This window comes from Actinobacillus ureae ATCC 25976, from assembly GCF_000188255.1.
GTDB classification, from domain to species: Bacteria; Pseudomonadota; Gammaproteobacteria; order Enterobacterales; family Pasteurellaceae; genus Actinobacillus; species Actinobacillus ureae.
Genome location: NZ_GL831080.1, coordinates 28,049 through 43,328, shown reverse-complemented (window position 1 = coordinate 43,328; position 15,280 = coordinate 28,049). Strand labels below are relative to the sequence as shown.

14 protein-coding genes are annotated in these 15,280 nt (G+C 41.7%); 1 reads left to right on the top strand and 13 read right to left on the bottom strand.

Annotated elements, in window-relative coordinates; genetic code table 11:
* Positions 1–31: 31 nt before the first annotated feature.
* From lipA to mutS, 10 genes are all read right to left on the bottom strand, one after another.
* Positions 32–1,024 (bottom strand): lipoyl synthase, encoded by a 993-nt coding sequence (gene lipA / locus HMPREF0027_RS00225; RefSeq protein ID WP_005621038.1) that lies wholly within the window; start codon positions 1,022–1,024, stop codon positions 32–34.
* A gap of 109 nt (positions 1,025–1,133) precedes the next feature.
* Complete coding sequence (lipB, locus tag HMPREF0027_RS00220; RefSeq protein ID WP_005621037.1) at positions 1,134–1,790, bottom strand: lipoyl(octanoyl) transferase LipB; 657 nt, start codon at positions 1,788–1,790, stop codon at positions 1,134–1,136.
* 29 nt (positions 1,791–1,819) lie between these two features.
* The gene (gene ybeD / locus HMPREF0027_RS00215) at positions 1,820–2,119 is read right to left on the bottom strand and encodes a DUF493 family protein YbeD (protein ID WP_005621036.1); all 300 of its coding nucleotides are present in this window, start codon (positions 2,117–2,119) and stop codon (positions 1,820–1,822) included.
* 133 nt (positions 2,120–2,252) lie between these two features.
* Positions 2,253–3,431 carry a D-alanyl-D-alanine carboxypeptidase family protein gene (locus HMPREF0027_RS00210; RefSeq protein WP_005621035.1) on the bottom strand — a complete coding sequence of 393 codons (1,179 nt, stop codon included), beginning with the start codon at positions 3,429–3,431 and terminating at the stop codon, positions 2,253–2,255.
* Between the two features lie 97 nt (positions 3,432–3,528).
* Positions 3,529–4,095 (bottom strand): septal ring lytic transglycosylase RlpA family protein, encoded by a 567-nt coding sequence (locus HMPREF0027_RS00205; protein ID WP_005621034.1) that lies wholly within the window; start codon positions 4,093–4,095, stop codon positions 3,529–3,531.
* 174 nt (positions 4,096–4,269) lie between these two features.
* Positions 4,270–5,394 (bottom strand): rod shape-determining protein RodA, encoded by a 1,125-nt coding sequence (gene rodA, locus HMPREF0027_RS00200; RefSeq protein WP_005621033.1) that lies wholly within the window; start codon positions 5,392–5,394, stop codon positions 4,270–4,272.
* A complete protein-coding gene (gene mrdA / locus HMPREF0027_RS00195; protein ID WP_005621032.1) occupies positions 5,387–7,357 on the bottom strand; it encodes a penicillin-binding protein 2 in 1,971 nt (656 codons plus the stop codon). Before mrdA ends, rodA begins: the two co-directional genes overlap by 8 nt.
* Before the next feature lie 82 nt (positions 7,358–7,439).
* A complete protein-coding gene (gene rlmH / locus HMPREF0027_RS00190; RefSeq protein ID WP_005621030.1) occupies positions 7,440–7,907 on the bottom strand; it encodes a 23S rRNA (pseudouridine(1915)-N(3))-methyltransferase RlmH in 468 nt (155 codons plus the stop codon).
* Between the two features lie 22 nt (positions 7,908–7,929).
* Positions 7,930–8,244, bottom strand: a complete 315-nt coding sequence (gene rsfS / locus HMPREF0027_RS00185; protein WP_005621027.1) for a ribosome silencing factor — start codon at positions 8,242–8,244, stop codon at positions 7,930–7,932.
* A gap of 163 nt (positions 8,245–8,407) precedes the next feature.
* Positions 8,408–11,002: a DNA mismatch repair protein MutS gene (mutS, locus tag HMPREF0027_RS00180; protein ID WP_005621025.1), complete on the bottom strand. Its 2,595-nt coding sequence runs from the start codon at positions 11,000–11,002 to the stop codon at positions 8,408–8,410.
* 246 nt (positions 11,003–11,248) lie between these two features.
* Between mutS and HMPREF0027_RS00175 the strand changes: the two genes are divergently transcribed.
* On the top strand, positions 11,249–12,391 hold the full coding sequence (locus HMPREF0027_RS00175; protein ID WP_005621024.1) for an esterase-like activity of phytase family protein: 1,143 nt from the start codon (positions 11,249–11,251) through the stop codon (positions 12,389–12,391).
* 127 nt (positions 12,392–12,518) lie between these two features.
* Here the strand turns inward: HMPREF0027_RS00175 and HMPREF0027_RS00170 are convergent, their stop codons facing one another.
* From HMPREF0027_RS00170 to HMPREF0027_RS00160, 3 genes are all read right to left on the bottom strand, one after another.
* Positions 12,519–13,268 carry an amino acid ABC transporter ATP-binding protein gene (locus tag HMPREF0027_RS00170; RefSeq protein WP_005621022.1) on the bottom strand — a complete coding sequence of 250 codons (750 nt, stop codon included), beginning with the start codon at positions 13,266–13,268 and terminating at the stop codon, positions 12,519–12,521.
* A 21-nt stretch (positions 13,269–13,289) separates the two neighbouring features.
* The gene (locus HMPREF0027_RS00165) at positions 13,290–14,006 is read right to left on the bottom strand and encodes an amino acid ABC transporter permease (RefSeq protein WP_005621020.1); all 717 of its coding nucleotides are present in this window, start codon (positions 14,004–14,006) and stop codon (positions 13,290–13,292) included.
* A 163-nt stretch (positions 14,007–14,169) separates the two neighbouring features.
* Positions 14,170–14,952, bottom strand: a complete 783-nt coding sequence (locus HMPREF0027_RS00160; protein WP_005621018.1) for an amino acid ABC transporter substrate-binding protein — start codon at positions 14,950–14,952, stop codon at positions 14,170–14,172.
* Positions 14,953–15,280: the final 328 nt, after the last annotated feature.

Sequence of the window (15,280 nt, the reverse complement as noted above, 5' to 3'; positions counted from 1 at the left end):
ACAAAGAGAGGGCTTTATCTATATGGCGCGATTATTTAACTAATTCGCCTTTCGCTTGTAAGTCAGCGTGATATGAAGAACGAACAAACGGGCCACAAGCTGCATGTTCAAAGCCCATTTTTTCCGCTTCATCACGGAACATATCAAACTCTTCCGGCGGAACATAACGTTCTACTTTTAAGTGATGGCGACTCGGTTGTAAATACTGACCGATAGTCAACATCGTTACACCATGATCACGTAAATCTTGCATTACTTCTAAAATTTCTTCATTGGTTTCGCCAAGACCGACCATTAAACCTGATTTTGTCGGAATATCTGGGAATTCTTGTTTGAAGATTTTAAGTAACTCAAGCGACCATTTATAGTCTGCACCCGGACGCACTTCACGGTATAAACGCGGCACGTTCTCAAGGTTATGGTTAAACACATCCGGCGGATTTTGTTTTAAAATTGCAACCGCTTGTTCTACACGTCCACGGAAGTCCGGTACTAAAATTTCCACTTTACATTCCGGATTTAATGCTTTGATTTCTCGTACAGTGGCAGCAAAGTGTGCCGCACCACGATCAGCTAAATCATCACGGTCAACCGAAGTAATTACCACATATTTTAGCTTCATATCTTGTACGGTTTCCGCTACTTTACGCGGTTCTTCCGAATCTAACGGTAACGGTTTACCGTGTGCAACATCACAGAACGGGCAACGACGGGTACAAATTGCGCCCATGATCATAAAAGTTGCCGTACCGTGGTTAAAGCATTCGTGCAAGTTCGGGCAAGACGCTTCTTCACACACAGAATGTAAGCCGTGGCGGCGCATACCGTGTTTGATACTATCAATTTTTGCCGAAGCTGCCGGTAATTTAATTTTCATCCAACTTGGTTTTGGTAATAACTCTTGGTCAGGGTCAATATTACGCACTTGGATTACAGAAGTTTTGGCTGCGTCGCGATATTTAACGCCACGCTCCATTTTAAATGCTTCCATTTTTGTAGGCTTGGTGCCTGTAGCAGTTGTCATTAAGTTCTATCCCTTTCTATGCAATTTTAAAGGGCGAGAATAAACCCCGCCCTACACAGAACTCACAATTCTGATAATTTTTTATTAACGGGCAAATGCCTTACGAACATCATTTGTTAACAATTTGTTGAACATTATAACCTAAAATGTTGCAAAAGTGAGCTACTAATTTAGGGGCAACCAAATCACACTGTGCTTCTGCTTCCGCAATATAATATTTCAATTGTGCCATTTCCAATCCGGCATAGCCGCACGGATTAATATTTCTAAACGGCGTTAAATCCATATTCACATTAAACGCTAAACCATGAAACGAGCGTCCTTGACGAATACGCAACCCTAACGAACAAATTTTCTTACCGTCAATATACACACCCGGCGCATCCGGTTTCGGATAACCTTCAATCCCATAATCCGCCAATGTTTTTACCACACATTGCTCCAAAGCGGTCACCAAATCTCGCACCGAAACCTCTTTACCTTGCGCTTTTAAGCGTTTTATATCAATCAGCACATACATAATCTGCTGTCCTTCACCGTGGTAGGTAATTTGCCCGCCACGGTCGGTTTGCACCACAGGAATATTAGTCGGATTGAGCAAATGTTCCGGTTTACCGGCTGAACCTTGAGTAAATACCGCCGGATGCTGGACGAGCCAGATTTCATCTGCGGTATTTTCATCACGAGTATCGGTGAAATCTTGCATTTTGTGCCAGATTTCTTCATACGGTTGCACGCCAAGTTGGCGAATGATGAGTTGATTCATGAAATTATCTCCGTCCGGAAAAAGGGTTCTTATAAAACCATTCTCACACCGGCAATTTTAGCAAGCTCAGTATAGAGCGTTTCAACTTGATCAATATGTTCTGCAATAATATCAATTGAAACGGAGTTATAAGTGCCTTTTGAACTACGTTGCTGACGTGGGTTGTAATCACCTTTTGCGTGAATTTGTGTGACCGCCACTACGTCATCCACTAAATCTTCACGATGTGTCCCCACCACTTTGAATGTAAATGAACATGGAAATTCTAATAAATCTTTTAATTTTGCTTGGGGTAAATCTTGTAGGTTTACTGTTCTTGATTGTGTCATATTTATATCCTTTTCTCTCTTTTGATATTAAGACTAAGCGGTGTGATTTTGCAAAATTTTTGCGAAATCACACCGCTTGTTAATTTATCGCCTGAATATGGGGGCGATTTTGAATATTACAAGCTAACAGAAATTAGTCGAATAAACTCTTAACCGTTAATACGACCCAGTCCCATGCTTTGCCGAAAATGCCCGTTTCAGGCACATCTTGTAGCACTTGTAAATCACTGCTTGCAACGTCTTTACCATCTAAGTGATAAATCACTTTACCAATGACTTGACCTTTCACTAACGGTGCTTCAAGGTTTTTACGCTCAAGTTCATAGCGAGCTTTTAACTCTGAAGCTTTTCCTTTTGGTACGGTAACAAAGCTGTCTTGAATTGAACCGAGCTGAACTTTGTCTGCTTCACCGTAGTAAACGCTTTGTTCAGAAACCGCTTGACCTGCTGGCAAAGACTTAATCGTTTCAAAGTTTGCAAAGCCCCATTGTAACAATTTTTTGCTTTCAACTTCACGGCCTTTATAAGTTCCTACACCCATTACTACCGAAATCAAACGGGTATTGCTGTTAGTTGCCGATGCAACTAAGTTATAACCCGCTTGGCTAGTATGACCGGTTTTCATACCGTCCACATTCATTGTTTTATCCCACAATAAACCGTTGCGGTTTGGTTGTGGTTTTTTAATGTTGTATTTAAATTCTTTTTCAGCGTAAATCTTATATTCTTCCGGCTGATCACGAATAATATGCGCACCGATAATTGCCATATCACGTGCTGAAGAATATTGGTTTGGCTCATCTAAGCCATGTACAGTAGTAAAGTGGGTATTTTTAAGACCAAACTGCTGTGCAAATTTATTCATTTGGTCAATAAATGCTTGCTGTGAACCTGAAGTATGTTCTGCTAATGCCACCGCAGCATCATTACCTGACACAATAATCAAACCACGCATTAAATCCTCAACCGATACTTGCGTATTTAAATCTAAAAACATTAATGATGAGCCAGGGAATTTTTGTGCCCAAGAATTCTCAGTCACCGTCACCATATCGCTGTTTTTCACTTTACCTTGTTTAAGCGCATCACCTACCACATAACTTGTCATCATTTTGGTTAACGATGCCGGATATTGGCGCTGATCAGGATTTAAACTTGCTAAAACATTGCCCGAGTTATAATCCATTAAGATATAACTTTGCGCATTTAATTGCGGTGCCGAAATACCAAAATCCACATTTGCGTCAGCAACGGCAAATTGGGAGAAAGCTAAAGCACAAAGGCCTACTGATTTAAATAATGTTTTTTTCATATAAAAGCATCCAATCCTTCAGGAAATGACAGGTTACATAACGTAAGCAAGGGTTTGTTGATTGCTCAATAAACCTAATGCAAGAAAAGCTAAACAATTAGCCCTCTTCTCTTACTACTTGGGTATTTTTCTTGTTTTTATTTAGCACTGCTAATTTGACGCGAGCTATCCCGCTGTGGTGCATTCCTAATTGGCGCGCTGCCGCTTTAGATAAATCCACAACACGGGCATGTACATAAGGCCCTCGATCATTTACTCGAACCACGACCGAACGTCCGTTACGCATATTGGTCACTTCTACTAAAGTGCCAAACGGCAACGTTTTGTGCGCTGCAGTCATCGCTGAATTGCTAAATTTTTCGCCGTTTGCGGTACGGCGCCCGTTAAATTTATCTGCATAGTAGCTTGCAATGCCAGACTGATAGTGGCTACGTGCAGTATTTTTATGTAATTCTTTAAGCGACTTCTTTTTAACAAGTGAAGCTTTATGCGCTCTCGCTTTCGCGGTTAAAACGGTCTGTTTTACTGATTTTTTTGCAGTTTTAGCAATTAAATACTTCTTTACTGCTCTAGGTTTTGCGTGTTTGGTTGCTGCAACAGAATTCAATGATCCGAATGTTAAGAATCCAGCTAACAACAGGGTTACCATTTTACTTAATCGCATAAGTTTTCCTCATTTAGATATCGTACTGTGTAACGATGTGTTTTGCCCACAAAACAGGATTATCTTGTGGTGGCTGTTTATCTTTCTTTTGATAGATAACTGCTCTTGTATGTGCTTTTTGATACCGCAAAAAAGCAAAGGTTTAGACTTTATAAATCAGTCTGTAAAGTCTGACTAAAGTTTGCTGTAAGGATTATTTGTGTACGCACGCTTACGATGAACATAGGCTGACATCATTAATCCGAACGCAGCCATTAGGGTCACATAGGAGGTTCCCCCATAGCTAAACAGCGGTAAGGGTACACCAACTACCGGTAAAATACCACTCACCATACCAATGTTTACAAATACATAAACAAAGAATAGCAGGGATGTACCGCCTGAAATCAAGCGTCCGAAAGCGCCGTCCGACTTAGCACCGATGACCAATCCTCTAGCAATAATAAACAAATAAATCGCTAATAAGATCAATATACCAATCATACCGTGTTCTTCGCTCAACACCGCAAAAATAAAGTCCGTATGCGGTTCAGGTAAAAATTCCAACTGCGATTGAGTACCTTCCATCCAGCCTTTACCGTTAATCCCGCCCGAACCGATCGCAATTTTCGACTGAATAATATGGTAACCGGCACCAAGCGGGTCTTTTTCCGGGGCAATTAAGGTCATTACACGGGTTTTCTGATAATCGTGCATCAAAAAGAACCACATAATCGGAATAAAACCGGCTAAAAAAAACACACCGGCGCTAATTAATTTCCAGCTTAATCCGGCTAAAAACAGCACGAAAATACCGGCGGCACAGACTAAAATCGAAGTACCTAAGTCCGGCTGTGCCGCTACTAATAAGGTTGGCACGATAATAATACCCAATGCAATAAAGGTGTCTTTCAAACTTGGCGGTAAATCACGTTTTGCCAGAAAAGTTGCTACCATCAGCGGTACGGAAAGCTTAGCGATTTCTGACGGTTGGAAACGTACAAAGCCCAAATTCAGCCAACGTTGCGCCCCTTTACTGGTCTCACCGACCAAATCCACCAATATCAGCATCACAATACAGGCTAAGTAGAGGTAAGGCGAAACTCGCTCATAAAAACGAGGAGGAATCATTGCCATAAAAAACATAACTCCCAACCCAAGCGTCACCTGAATCACTCGGTTAGAGAACATTCGCTCACTTCCACCACTAGCGCTGTATAGCACTAACAGCCCGTAACCGGTGATTGATAACAGACCTAGCAATAACCATAAGTCGAGAGAAAAAATTTTCCAAAAAAGTTTTTTAAAGCCACTATTCATTGTGAGTATTTCCTTGCTCGTCTACAAGCGGTTGAATTTGCTCAATATTTTGCAACGGCTGTTCTGCCGTTCCAATCGGTTCTTTTAGCGTTTTGCTTAATGCAAAATCCATCACTTGGCGCGCCACCGGTGCGGCATTTGAACCGCCACCGCCCGCATTTTCTAAAATAATCGCCACCGAAACTTTCGGATCTTCATACGGTGCATAACTAATAAACCACGCATGGTCGTGCAGCTCTTTTTTCAACGCATTTTTATTGTATTTACCGCCGTTTAAGTTGAATACCTGCGCCGTACCACTTTTACCCGCAGCACGATAGAATGAACCGCCTGCTTTGCGTCCGGTACCGTTTGCCGCATTAATTACGTTGTACATCCCGAATTTCGCCACTTGCCAGAAACGCTCCGGCACGCCTTTAATATCTTCATACTTAAGTGGGTCTTTATACGATTCGACTTTATCGCTGCTGATCACTTCCATCATCAAATGCGGCGTATTAACACGACCGTTATTAATTAAGATCGCTTGTGCTTTTGCCACTTGTAACGGTGTTGCAATCCAGTAACCTTGTCCGATTCCCACCGGAATGGTATCGCCTTGTACCCAAGGTTTTTTATGACGGCGTTGTTTCCACTCACGATTCGGATATACGCCGGCAGATTCTTCAAAAATATCGATACCCGTTTTCTGACCGAAACCGAATTTACGCATCCATTCCGACATTTTTTCGATACCGGTATCATATGCAAGTTGATAGAAGAATGTATCGGAAGACTCGGCAATCGCTTTATTCACATTGGTTGAACCGTGACCGCCTTTTTTCCAATCTCGATAACGCTGTGTTGTACCGGGCAATACCCAAAATCCTGGGTCATAAATCGCACCATAAGGCGTGATTTTGCCTTCTGCCAATCCCATTACCGCATAAAACGGTTTTACCGTAGAAGCCGGAGGATAAGTCCCTTGCGTGGCACGGCTATATAACGGACGAGCGGGGTCTTCCAATAAGCGTTTATAGTCAGCCCCCGATACGCCGCCGACAAATAAATTATTGTCATAGCTTGGATTGGTTACCATCGCCAATACGCTGCTGTCACGAGGGTCAAGCACGACGACCGAGCCTTTTTGGTTGCCCAACAAATTCTGAATATATTGTTGTAACTCAACATCAATGGTTAAGCGAATGCTACTGCCAGCAACGCCCGGTTGATCACGCAATTTGCGAATCACTTTGCCTCGGTTATTGATTTCTACCTCTTCAAAACCGGTTTGTCCGTGTAATTGGTCTTCGTAATATTTTTCGATGCCTAATTTGCCCATATCGTGCGAACCGGTATAATTACCGAACTTACCCTCTTCTTCGAGCTTTTTCTTATCTTTTTCATTGATTTTCGCTACATAACCGAGAATATGAGTTAAGGTCTCTCCGTAAGGATAATTACGTTTGTAGTACGCCTGTACGTCTAAACTTGGGAAACGATATTGGTTTACAGCAAAACGTGCCATTTGCTCTTCGTTTAAATTGCCCTTTAATAAAATCGGTGTATAACGAGAGGTACGTTTTTTCTCTTTGCGGAACGCTTCCACATCTTCATTGGTTAGCCCAACCACATCTCGCAATTCAACTAAGGTTTCTTCTAAGTTTTCAGTTTTTTCAGGAATGATATAAAGCCCGAAATAGGTGATATTTTCGGCTAATACTTTACCGTTGCGGTCATAAATTAAACCACGGGTAGGCGGAACTGGGAGTAATTTGATACGGTTGCCGTTAGAGCGAGTTTGGTAATCGTCATAATTCACAATCTGTAAATGATACAAATTGGTTAATAACACGCCCGTAAGCGCCAATACCCCAATAAATGCGACTAATGCACGACGGGCAAACAGATTACTCTCCGCTTGCCCATCTCGCACTTTTTCACGAGGCTTTGGATTAGTTAATTTTCCGAGTTTACCAAACATTGTTTATCTCATTTTGTTCTCTAGCGAACGGAACAAGCGGTCAAAATTTTAGAATTTTTTTCCATGTCTATTCGAGATCAAGCTATTCTCGATGATAAGGGTGATTTGTTGTCAGTGACCACGCACGATATAAACTTTCCACTACGATTACTCGCACCATTGGGTGCGGTAAGGTTAGAGGTGAAAGCGACCAACTTTGTTCTGCTACTGCTTTACATTCCGGCGAAAGTCCTTCCGGCCCGCCAATCAACAAACACACATCTCGTCCGTCATTTTTCCATGCTTCCAATTGGCTCGCCAATTGTTCGGTTGTCCAAGGTTTGCCCGGGATATCCAACGTCACAATTTTTCCCTTACTGGCTGCCGCTAACATCGCTTTGCCTTCTTGTTCTAAAATGCGTTTAATATCCGCATTTTTGCCACGTTTACCGGCGGGAATCTCAATCAGCTCAAACGGCATATCCTTCGGGAAACGGCGTTGGTACTCTTCAAAACCGACCTTTACCCAATCCGGCATTTTTTGCCCGACCGCAATTAGTTGTATTTTCATTGTGCTACCACAAAAATGACAGTTATGCCCAAAGTTTTTCTAATTGATACATTTCACGGGCATCCGCTTGTAATAAATGCACAATCGCTTGACCGAAATCGACCACGATCCAATCCGCCACCACTTTACCTTCTTCGCCAAATACTTCAAAGCCCGCTTGTTTTGCTTCTGCGCTTAAACGATCTGCGGTTGAAGCCACGTGACGTACCGAAGTACCGGTTGCGATAATCATAGTATCGGTAATGCTCGATTTACCACGCACGTCAATCGCTAAAATATCTTGCGCTTTTGAATCATCTAAAGTTTTTGTTAAAAATTCGACTAAATTTTGTTCCACGTTCAGTTCTCTTTCAAATTTACTACTAAAATACAAACGTTAAATTTTAACACAAATTCGTTGCAATATAACAAATAGACAAAAGTAAAGCGGTCGTATTTGCAAATTTTTATAAAAATACAACCGCTTGTATCTAAAAGACTTAGCGTCTAGTTCTTTTCCTTTAAGCAATTAATTTCTTCAAACGATATAACTCATCCAACGCTTGGCGAGGAGTGAGTTCATCTGGGTCGATGCTCATTAATGCTTTTTCCAGTTCACTTTGTTGTACAACAAGCGGTTGAATTTGCGGCGTTTCTTGCAAATCAGCACCGAATAATAAATCACCTTGCGGGTTGTCGTGCGCCTCTTTGGTTTGTAATGAGATTTCTTCCAAATGCGCTAAACGCTGTTTCGCCAATTGAATCACCTGTTTCGGCACACCGGCAAGCGCCGCTACTGCCAAACCGTAACTTTTACTTGCCGCACCTTCTTGTACGCTGTGCATAAACACGATGGAATCCTGATGTTCTCTTGCATCCAAATGCACATTCGCCACGCCTTTTAACTGACTTGGTAGACTGGTCAGCTCAAAATAGTGCGTCGCAAATAAGGTAAGCGATTGGGTTCTCTTGGCTAGCCATTCGGCACACGCCCATGCCAACGATAAACCGTCATAAGTGGAAGTACCACGCCCGATTTCATCGATCAACACTAAGCTGTTTTCGGTTGCCTGATGCAAAATATTCGCCATTTCGGTCATTTCCACCATAAAAGTTGAACGGCCCGAGGCTAAATCATCACTTGCGCCGATACGGGTAAAAATGCGGTCTAACGCACCGATTTCCGCACTGTCCGCCGGCACAAAACTGCCGATATACGCCATTAAGCTGATCAATGCGATTTGACGCATATAGGTACTTTTACCGCCCATATTCGGGCCGGTTACCACCAATAAATGACGTTGTGCGTTTAAGAATACCGGATTAGCAATAAACGGATCTTTCAATACCTGTTCCACCACTGGGTGACGACCGCCTTTGATATTCACACCTCGTTGTAAGCTGAAAATCGGGCGCACATAGTTCAAACTTTCCGCTCGCTCGGCAAGATTGGTCAGTACGTCTAATTCGGATAACGCCATTGCCGCTAATTGCAATTCCCCCAAACGTGGCATAAGTAAATCGAACAACTCATCATAAAGTTGTTTTTCTAATGCCAATGACGCACCTTTTGCTTTCAGAACCTTATCTTCATAGGTTTTCAGCTCGGGGATAATATAGCGTTCGGCATTTTTCAGGGTTTGGCGGCGAACGTAGTGCATCGGGGCTTTATGAGCTTGTCCTTGGCTAATTTGAATATAGTAACCGTGTACCGCATTAAAGCCTATTTTAAGCGTATCAATACCGGTCGCTTCTCGTTCTCGAATTTCGAGATTTTCCAAATATTGGGTTGCTCCGGCAGACAGCTCTCGCCATTCGTCCAACTCCGCATTGTAACCTTCCGCAATCACACCACCATCACGAATCAACTGCGGAGGCGTTTCAATAATCGCACGCTCAAGCAAAGCGTGTAATTCACTGAAATCGCCTATTTGTGCCACAAGTGCATCAAGTGAAGCGGTCAAATTTTTCGCATTTTTTGCAATATCAGGCAATTGCGCCAATGCGGTACGCAAACGAGTTAAATCACGTGGGCGAGCCGAGCGTAATGCCACTCGAGCAAGGATTCGCTCCATATCGCCTACATTTTGTAATAACGGTTGCAGCTGTTCGATACGTTGCTCTTGTTGTAAAGTGTCAATTATATCTTGACGCTTTTTCAGTTTTTCTAAGTCACGAATCGGTTGATGAATCCAGCGTTTCAGCAAACGGCTACCCATTGGCGTGACACATTTATCTAATACCGCCGCTAAAGTATTTTCCGTTCCACCGGCTAAATTTTGGGTCAATTCTAAGTTACGACGAGTTGCCGCATCCAGCAAAATAGTGTCACTATTTTGCGCCAGATGAATACTGTTGATATGCGGTAAGGCGGTGCGTTGTGTTTCTTGGGCATAGTGTAAAACACAGCCTGCCGCACATAATGCCACTACGGCTTTTTCCACTCCGAAACCGGCTAAACTCTGCGTACCGAATTGGCGATTTAATAAATTAATTGCGGTGACTAACTCAAATTCCCACACCGGACGGCGACGTAAACCTTTATAATTATTCAAAATTTCAGCAGCAGAAAAATCTTCCGCATATAAAATTTCCGCCGGTTGTAAGCGTTGTAATTCGGCAGCGAGTGCTTCTTTACTTGATAATTCGGTAATTAAAAAACGCCCGGAAGCCATATCCAGCGTGGCAATCGCAAACACGCCTTTTTCTTCGTAAATCGCTGCGACTAAATTATCCTGCCGTTCCGGTAATAACGCTTCATCACTCACCGTACCGGGGGTAACGATACGTACCACTTTACGTTCAACCGGCCCTTTGCTGGTTGCCGGATCGCCAATTTGCTCACAAATCGCTACCGATTCGCCCAATGCGACTAATTTGGCTAAATAGCCTTCTACCGCATGATAAGGCACGCCCGCCATCGGAATCGGCTCACCTGCCGAAGCACCTCGCTTAGTCAAAGAAATATCTAACAACGCCGCCGCTTTTTTCGCATCGTCATAAAACAATTCGTAAAAATCGCCCATACGATAAAACAACAAAATATCGGGATTTTGCGCCTTAAGTTGCAAATATTGCACCATCATTGGGGTATGTTTAGAAAGATCTTGAGCCATAAGTCTGCAGTTTAGTTAATCAAAATTGGCGGTTAGTGTAACAGATTGAGGAAGTGGAAAAAACTGCCGAGCGTAAAAGGAATGACTAAGGAAATGATCAGATAAATGGAACAAGCGGTTTAAATTTGCAAAATTTTTACGACTTGCCGTATAGAAAAAACAATAAATATTAAAAAATAGTCACATTTTTGTCATTAAAGACTGATAAGGTGTTTACGCTTAGTAAATACACTAATAGAGGAAAATATGAAAAAATTGGCTTTATTTATTTGTGTACCGAGTATTGTTATGGCCAACACCTATAACAGTTCATTTTTTAATGAAGAGCTTGGTTCGATAGCTACTTCAGAAAAACGCTTAACTTTATCCGTGGGCATTGGTAGCAGCGCATTTCATCGCCCTAATGATCCTGCGGATATTTTTTATACCGTTACGGATAGGGGACCGAATATTGATTGTGGAGATAGTCTTAAAATTTTAGGCAGTTCATATTGCTCAAAGGGAAAAGTTTTCCCCATCCCTGATTTCACACCGACAATTTATCGCTTGAAACTTTCCGAAAATAATCATTCCCCGGCACAGATCCTAGAGAAAATCCCTCTGAAAACCCAATCCGGGAAAATGGCTTCCGGTATATCCAATCCCAATACTGAAACAGCTTATGATATTAAGAAAAACATACTCAACGATGATGTAAACGGCTTTGATACCGAAGCGTTAGTCGTTACGCAAACAGGCGAATTTTATCTAGCAGATGAATATGGTCCGAGTATTATTTATGCCGATAAAAATGGCACAATTAAAAATCGTTTTGTTCCGAAAGGCGTAAAATCCGAATTAAATGGAGCGGATTATACGGTGACGGAAAATTTACCCTCCGAATTAAGAAATCGTCAATTGAATCGTGGCTTTGAGTCCATTGCCTTAAGCAAAGATGAAAAAACGCTCTTTTTTATGTTGCAAAGTCCTTATGACTCAGAAAAACGGATGATCACATTATATTCTATGGATATTCCGTCACAAACAATCAACGGACAGTGGTTATATGAATTGGATACTCCGGAAACATTTCTTAAAGACAACGCTAAGAAACCACGCATTCAAAATGATGTAAAAATTAGTGAAATGGTAGCCACTAGTGAGGATGAATTAATTATTTTAGAACGTATCAGTAAAACAACAAAATTTTATAAAATTAAACTTGATCCGAATGCAATGGAAAAAGCTGTTAATAAAGAATTAGTTGTTAATACGGATAATCTGGCTGATTTTCCCTCTAAAATTGAAGGATTAGCTATTATCTCTCCTACGGAATGGCTTTTAATTAATGATAATGATTTTGGTATTGAAGGAGATAAAACACAAATTATCCGTTTATCATTAAAATAAAAATTTGTAAGTGCGAACAGTGTTCGCCCTTATCACATTTATAGATATGCTATTTAGAATAAAACTCTTTATGCATTTTCTCGATAATTGCAAAATTTTTGCTAATTTAAACCGCTTGTCATAAGGGTTAATCCGCACGAATTTGATGTAAGAAACGCTTGGTACGTTCGTGTTGCGGATTCTGAAAGAGCTGTGCCGGTGAGCCTTGTTCAACAATTTCTCCACCGTCCATCACCACGACTACATCCGCCACATCTAATGCGAATTTGATTTCGTGGGTCACTACCACCATTGTCCAGCCTTCTACCGCCAGTTCTTTCATCGTATTCAAGACGTCTTGTACCAATTCCGGATCGAGTGCCGAAGTTGGCTCGTCAAATAACATCAGTTCCGGTTGAATCGCTAACGCACGTGCAATGCCGACCCGCTGTTGCTGACCGCCGGAAAGTTGGAACGGGTAAAGCTGCGCTTTATCGGACAAACCGACTTTTGCCAATAATTTCTCGGCTTCCGCTTTGGCTTGTTCTGGCTTTTTGCCTTGCACAAATACCGGGCCTTCCATCACGTTTTCCAATGCGGTTTTGTGTGGAAATAAGTTGTAATTTTGGAACACCATACCCGATTTACGGCGTAAGGCAAGAATCTGTTTTTTGATATTTTTTGCTGAAAAATCCACGCTTAACGGCTCTGAACCGTCAAACGTGATTGTGCCTTGCTCCGGCATTTCTAGCGCATTTAAACAGCGTAAAAACGTAGTTTTACCGGAACCGGAAGGCCCGAGGATCACCACCACTTGACCTTTTTTAATTTCTAGATCAATGCCTCGTAAAATCGTGTTGTCGCCAAAGGTTTTATGAATATTGCTAATTTTGATCATCTTGTTTTCCGTGGTTAACCATTATTTCGCCACAAAGCGGTTAAAGCGGCATTCGAGTTTTGCTTGAATCAAGAAAAGCACCCAGCAGAAACACCAGTAAATTAAACCCGCCTCAATATATACCGGCAAGAAATCGTAAGACATATTCGCCATTTGTTGTGCGACACGGAACATTTCCGTTACTGTTACCACAGAAGCCAATGAAGTATCTTTGAACAAGCCGATAAAAGTGTTGCTTAACGGCGGCACTGCGACTCGAATTGCTTGCGGTGCAATAATCCGTCGGAAGGTTTGCATATAAGTCATACCGATTGTATAACCCGCTTCCCATTGCCCTTTCGGCACGGAAGAAATTGCCGCACGCACGGTTTCCGAACCGTATGCACCGATATTCAGCGAGAAACCGATAATCGCCGCCGGAATCGGATCAATATACACACCGATCGCCGGTAAGCCGTAAAACACCACCGAGATTTGCACCAACATCGGCGTGCCTCGAATAATCGAGATATACACTTTCACAATCGCAAGTGCGATGCGATGCAACATACCATTTACTGGGGTAACTCGGATCAACGCCACACCGACCGCAATTGCCATACCGATAATAAAAGAAGCGATTGCAAGCGGAATCGAAACTAAGACCGCCGCTTCAACCATTGGGAAGAAAGCATCCATCACCAGTTTCACACGTGCCTCATCCATAAATGGAATTTGCAGTAATAAATTTTCTAACACAAACTATCCTAATAAAAATTGATTTAATGAAATTCTAAGGGATATAGATAGAAATATATACATTTAGACGTCTAAATAATCTAAAAAGAAAAACAAGCGGTCTAAATTTGCTAAAAATTTGCAGATTTAGACCGCTTGCTTCAAAGAGTCCGAACGTATTGAGTTATTTCATACTAATATCACGACCAAAGAATTGCTCGCCGAGCTTTTTCAACGTGCCGTCTTTTTGTAACTCAACAATTGCCGCACTAATTTTGTTTAACGCTTCTTGGTTACCTTTGTTCGCCACTAAACCGGCACCCACTTTTTCAGGTGATTCCCAAACAATTTTTAAACCTGATTTCGGATTTTTCTTCAGATAATCTAATAACGCAAGATTGTCGTTGAAAGTTGCATCCGCTCGTTTTTGTTGAATGAGCAATAAGCCTTGCGCCATACCGTCAATCGGCACAATGTTCGCACCGTTATCACGCGCTAATTCGCCGTAGTTTGAGCTTAATGTTTGAGCGGTTTTTACGCCTTTAACATCCGATGCCTGCTTGATTTTTTCTTCATCGTTACGCACAACTAACGCCGCACCAGACCAACTATACGCTTCTGATTTATCAAAAGTCGCTTGGCGTTCCGGTGTGGTTAAACCTACTTGGTTTGCCACTAAATCGAAACGATCCGCTTTTAAACCAGCTAACATTGCATCCCATTGGGTTTCTTTAAACTCAACTTTAACGCCTAATTTTTCTGCAACCGCACGAGTTACTTCCACATCATAACCGGTTAATTTACCGCTTGCATCATGATAAGTGAACGGCGCATAAGTACCTTCTGTACCGACTATAATCGTGCCTTTGGCATTAATTCTTTCGAGTAACGTTTCTTTAGCCAACGAAGTTGCTGATGTTGCAAGTGCAATCACAGAAACTGCAATCACTGATAATTGTTTTAACATAGTAGGAACCCTCTTAATTCGAGAAAATTAATAGATAAAATATATGATGTTGTGTTTTTTTCGAATTATTAGAGAAATTTATGCGGGCTTCAAATAACTAAATGGAATAATAATTAGCTAAATGTTGTAAGGATGTTAATTTGAACGAATTGGAGGTAAAACAAGCGGTCAAATTTGCAGAAATTTTCGCGGTATTATGTAGCAGTTGCACAAAGACCAAAATTTAAACAAAACTGCACAAAAATGCCCTTATTTCGATAAGGGCATTGTTTTTACTATAATTGTATTTTACAGAATTATACTTATTTTTCCATTACTCGCTTTTCCG

Bases quoted from the DNA above. Each gene is read 5' to 3' on its own strand.
- HMPREF0027_RS00205 (WP_005621034.1), bottom strand. From the start codon at position 4,095: ATGCGATTAAGTAAAATGGTAACCCTGTTGTTAGCTGGATTCTTAACA.
- mutS (WP_005621025.1), bottom strand. From the start codon at position 11,002: ATGGCTCAAGATCTTTCTAAACATACCCCAATGATGGTGCAATATTTG.
- mrdA (WP_005621032.1), bottom strand. From the start codon at position 7,357: ATGTTTGGTAAACTCGGAAAATTAACTAATCCAAAGCCTCGTGAAAAA.
- rodA (WP_005621033.1), bottom strand. From the start codon at position 5,394: ATGAATAGTGGCTTTAAAAAACTTTTTTGGAAAATTTTTTCTCTCGAC.
- lipB (WP_005621037.1), bottom strand. From the start codon at position 1,790: ATGAATCAACTCATCATTCGCCAACTTGGCGTGCAACCGTATGAAGAA.
- rlmH (WP_005621030.1), bottom strand. From the start codon at position 7,907: ATGAAAATACAACTAATTGCGGTCGGGCAAAAAATGCCGGATTGGGTA.
- ybeD (WP_005621036.1), bottom strand. From the start codon at position 2,119: ATGACACAATCAAGAACAGTAAACCTACAAGATTTACCCCAAGCAAAA.
- HMPREF0027_RS00160 (WP_005621018.1), bottom strand. From the start codon at position 14,952: ATGTTAAAACAATTATCAGTGATTGCAGTTTCTGTGATTGCACTTGCA.
- HMPREF0027_RS00175 (WP_005621024.1), top strand. From the start codon at position 11,249: ATGAAAAAATTGGCTTTATTTATTTGTGTACCGAGTATTGTTATGGCC.
- HMPREF0027_RS00210 (WP_005621035.1), bottom strand. From the start codon at position 3,431: ATGAAAAAAACATTATTTAAATCAGTAGGCCTTTGTGCTTTAGCTTTC.
- lipA (WP_005621038.1), bottom strand. From the start codon at position 1,024: ATGACAACTGCTACAGGCACCAAGCCTACAAAAATGGAAGCATTTAAA.
- HMPREF0027_RS00170 (WP_005621022.1), bottom strand. From the start codon at position 13,268: ATGATCAAAATTAGCAATATTCATAAAACCTTTGGCGACAACACGATT.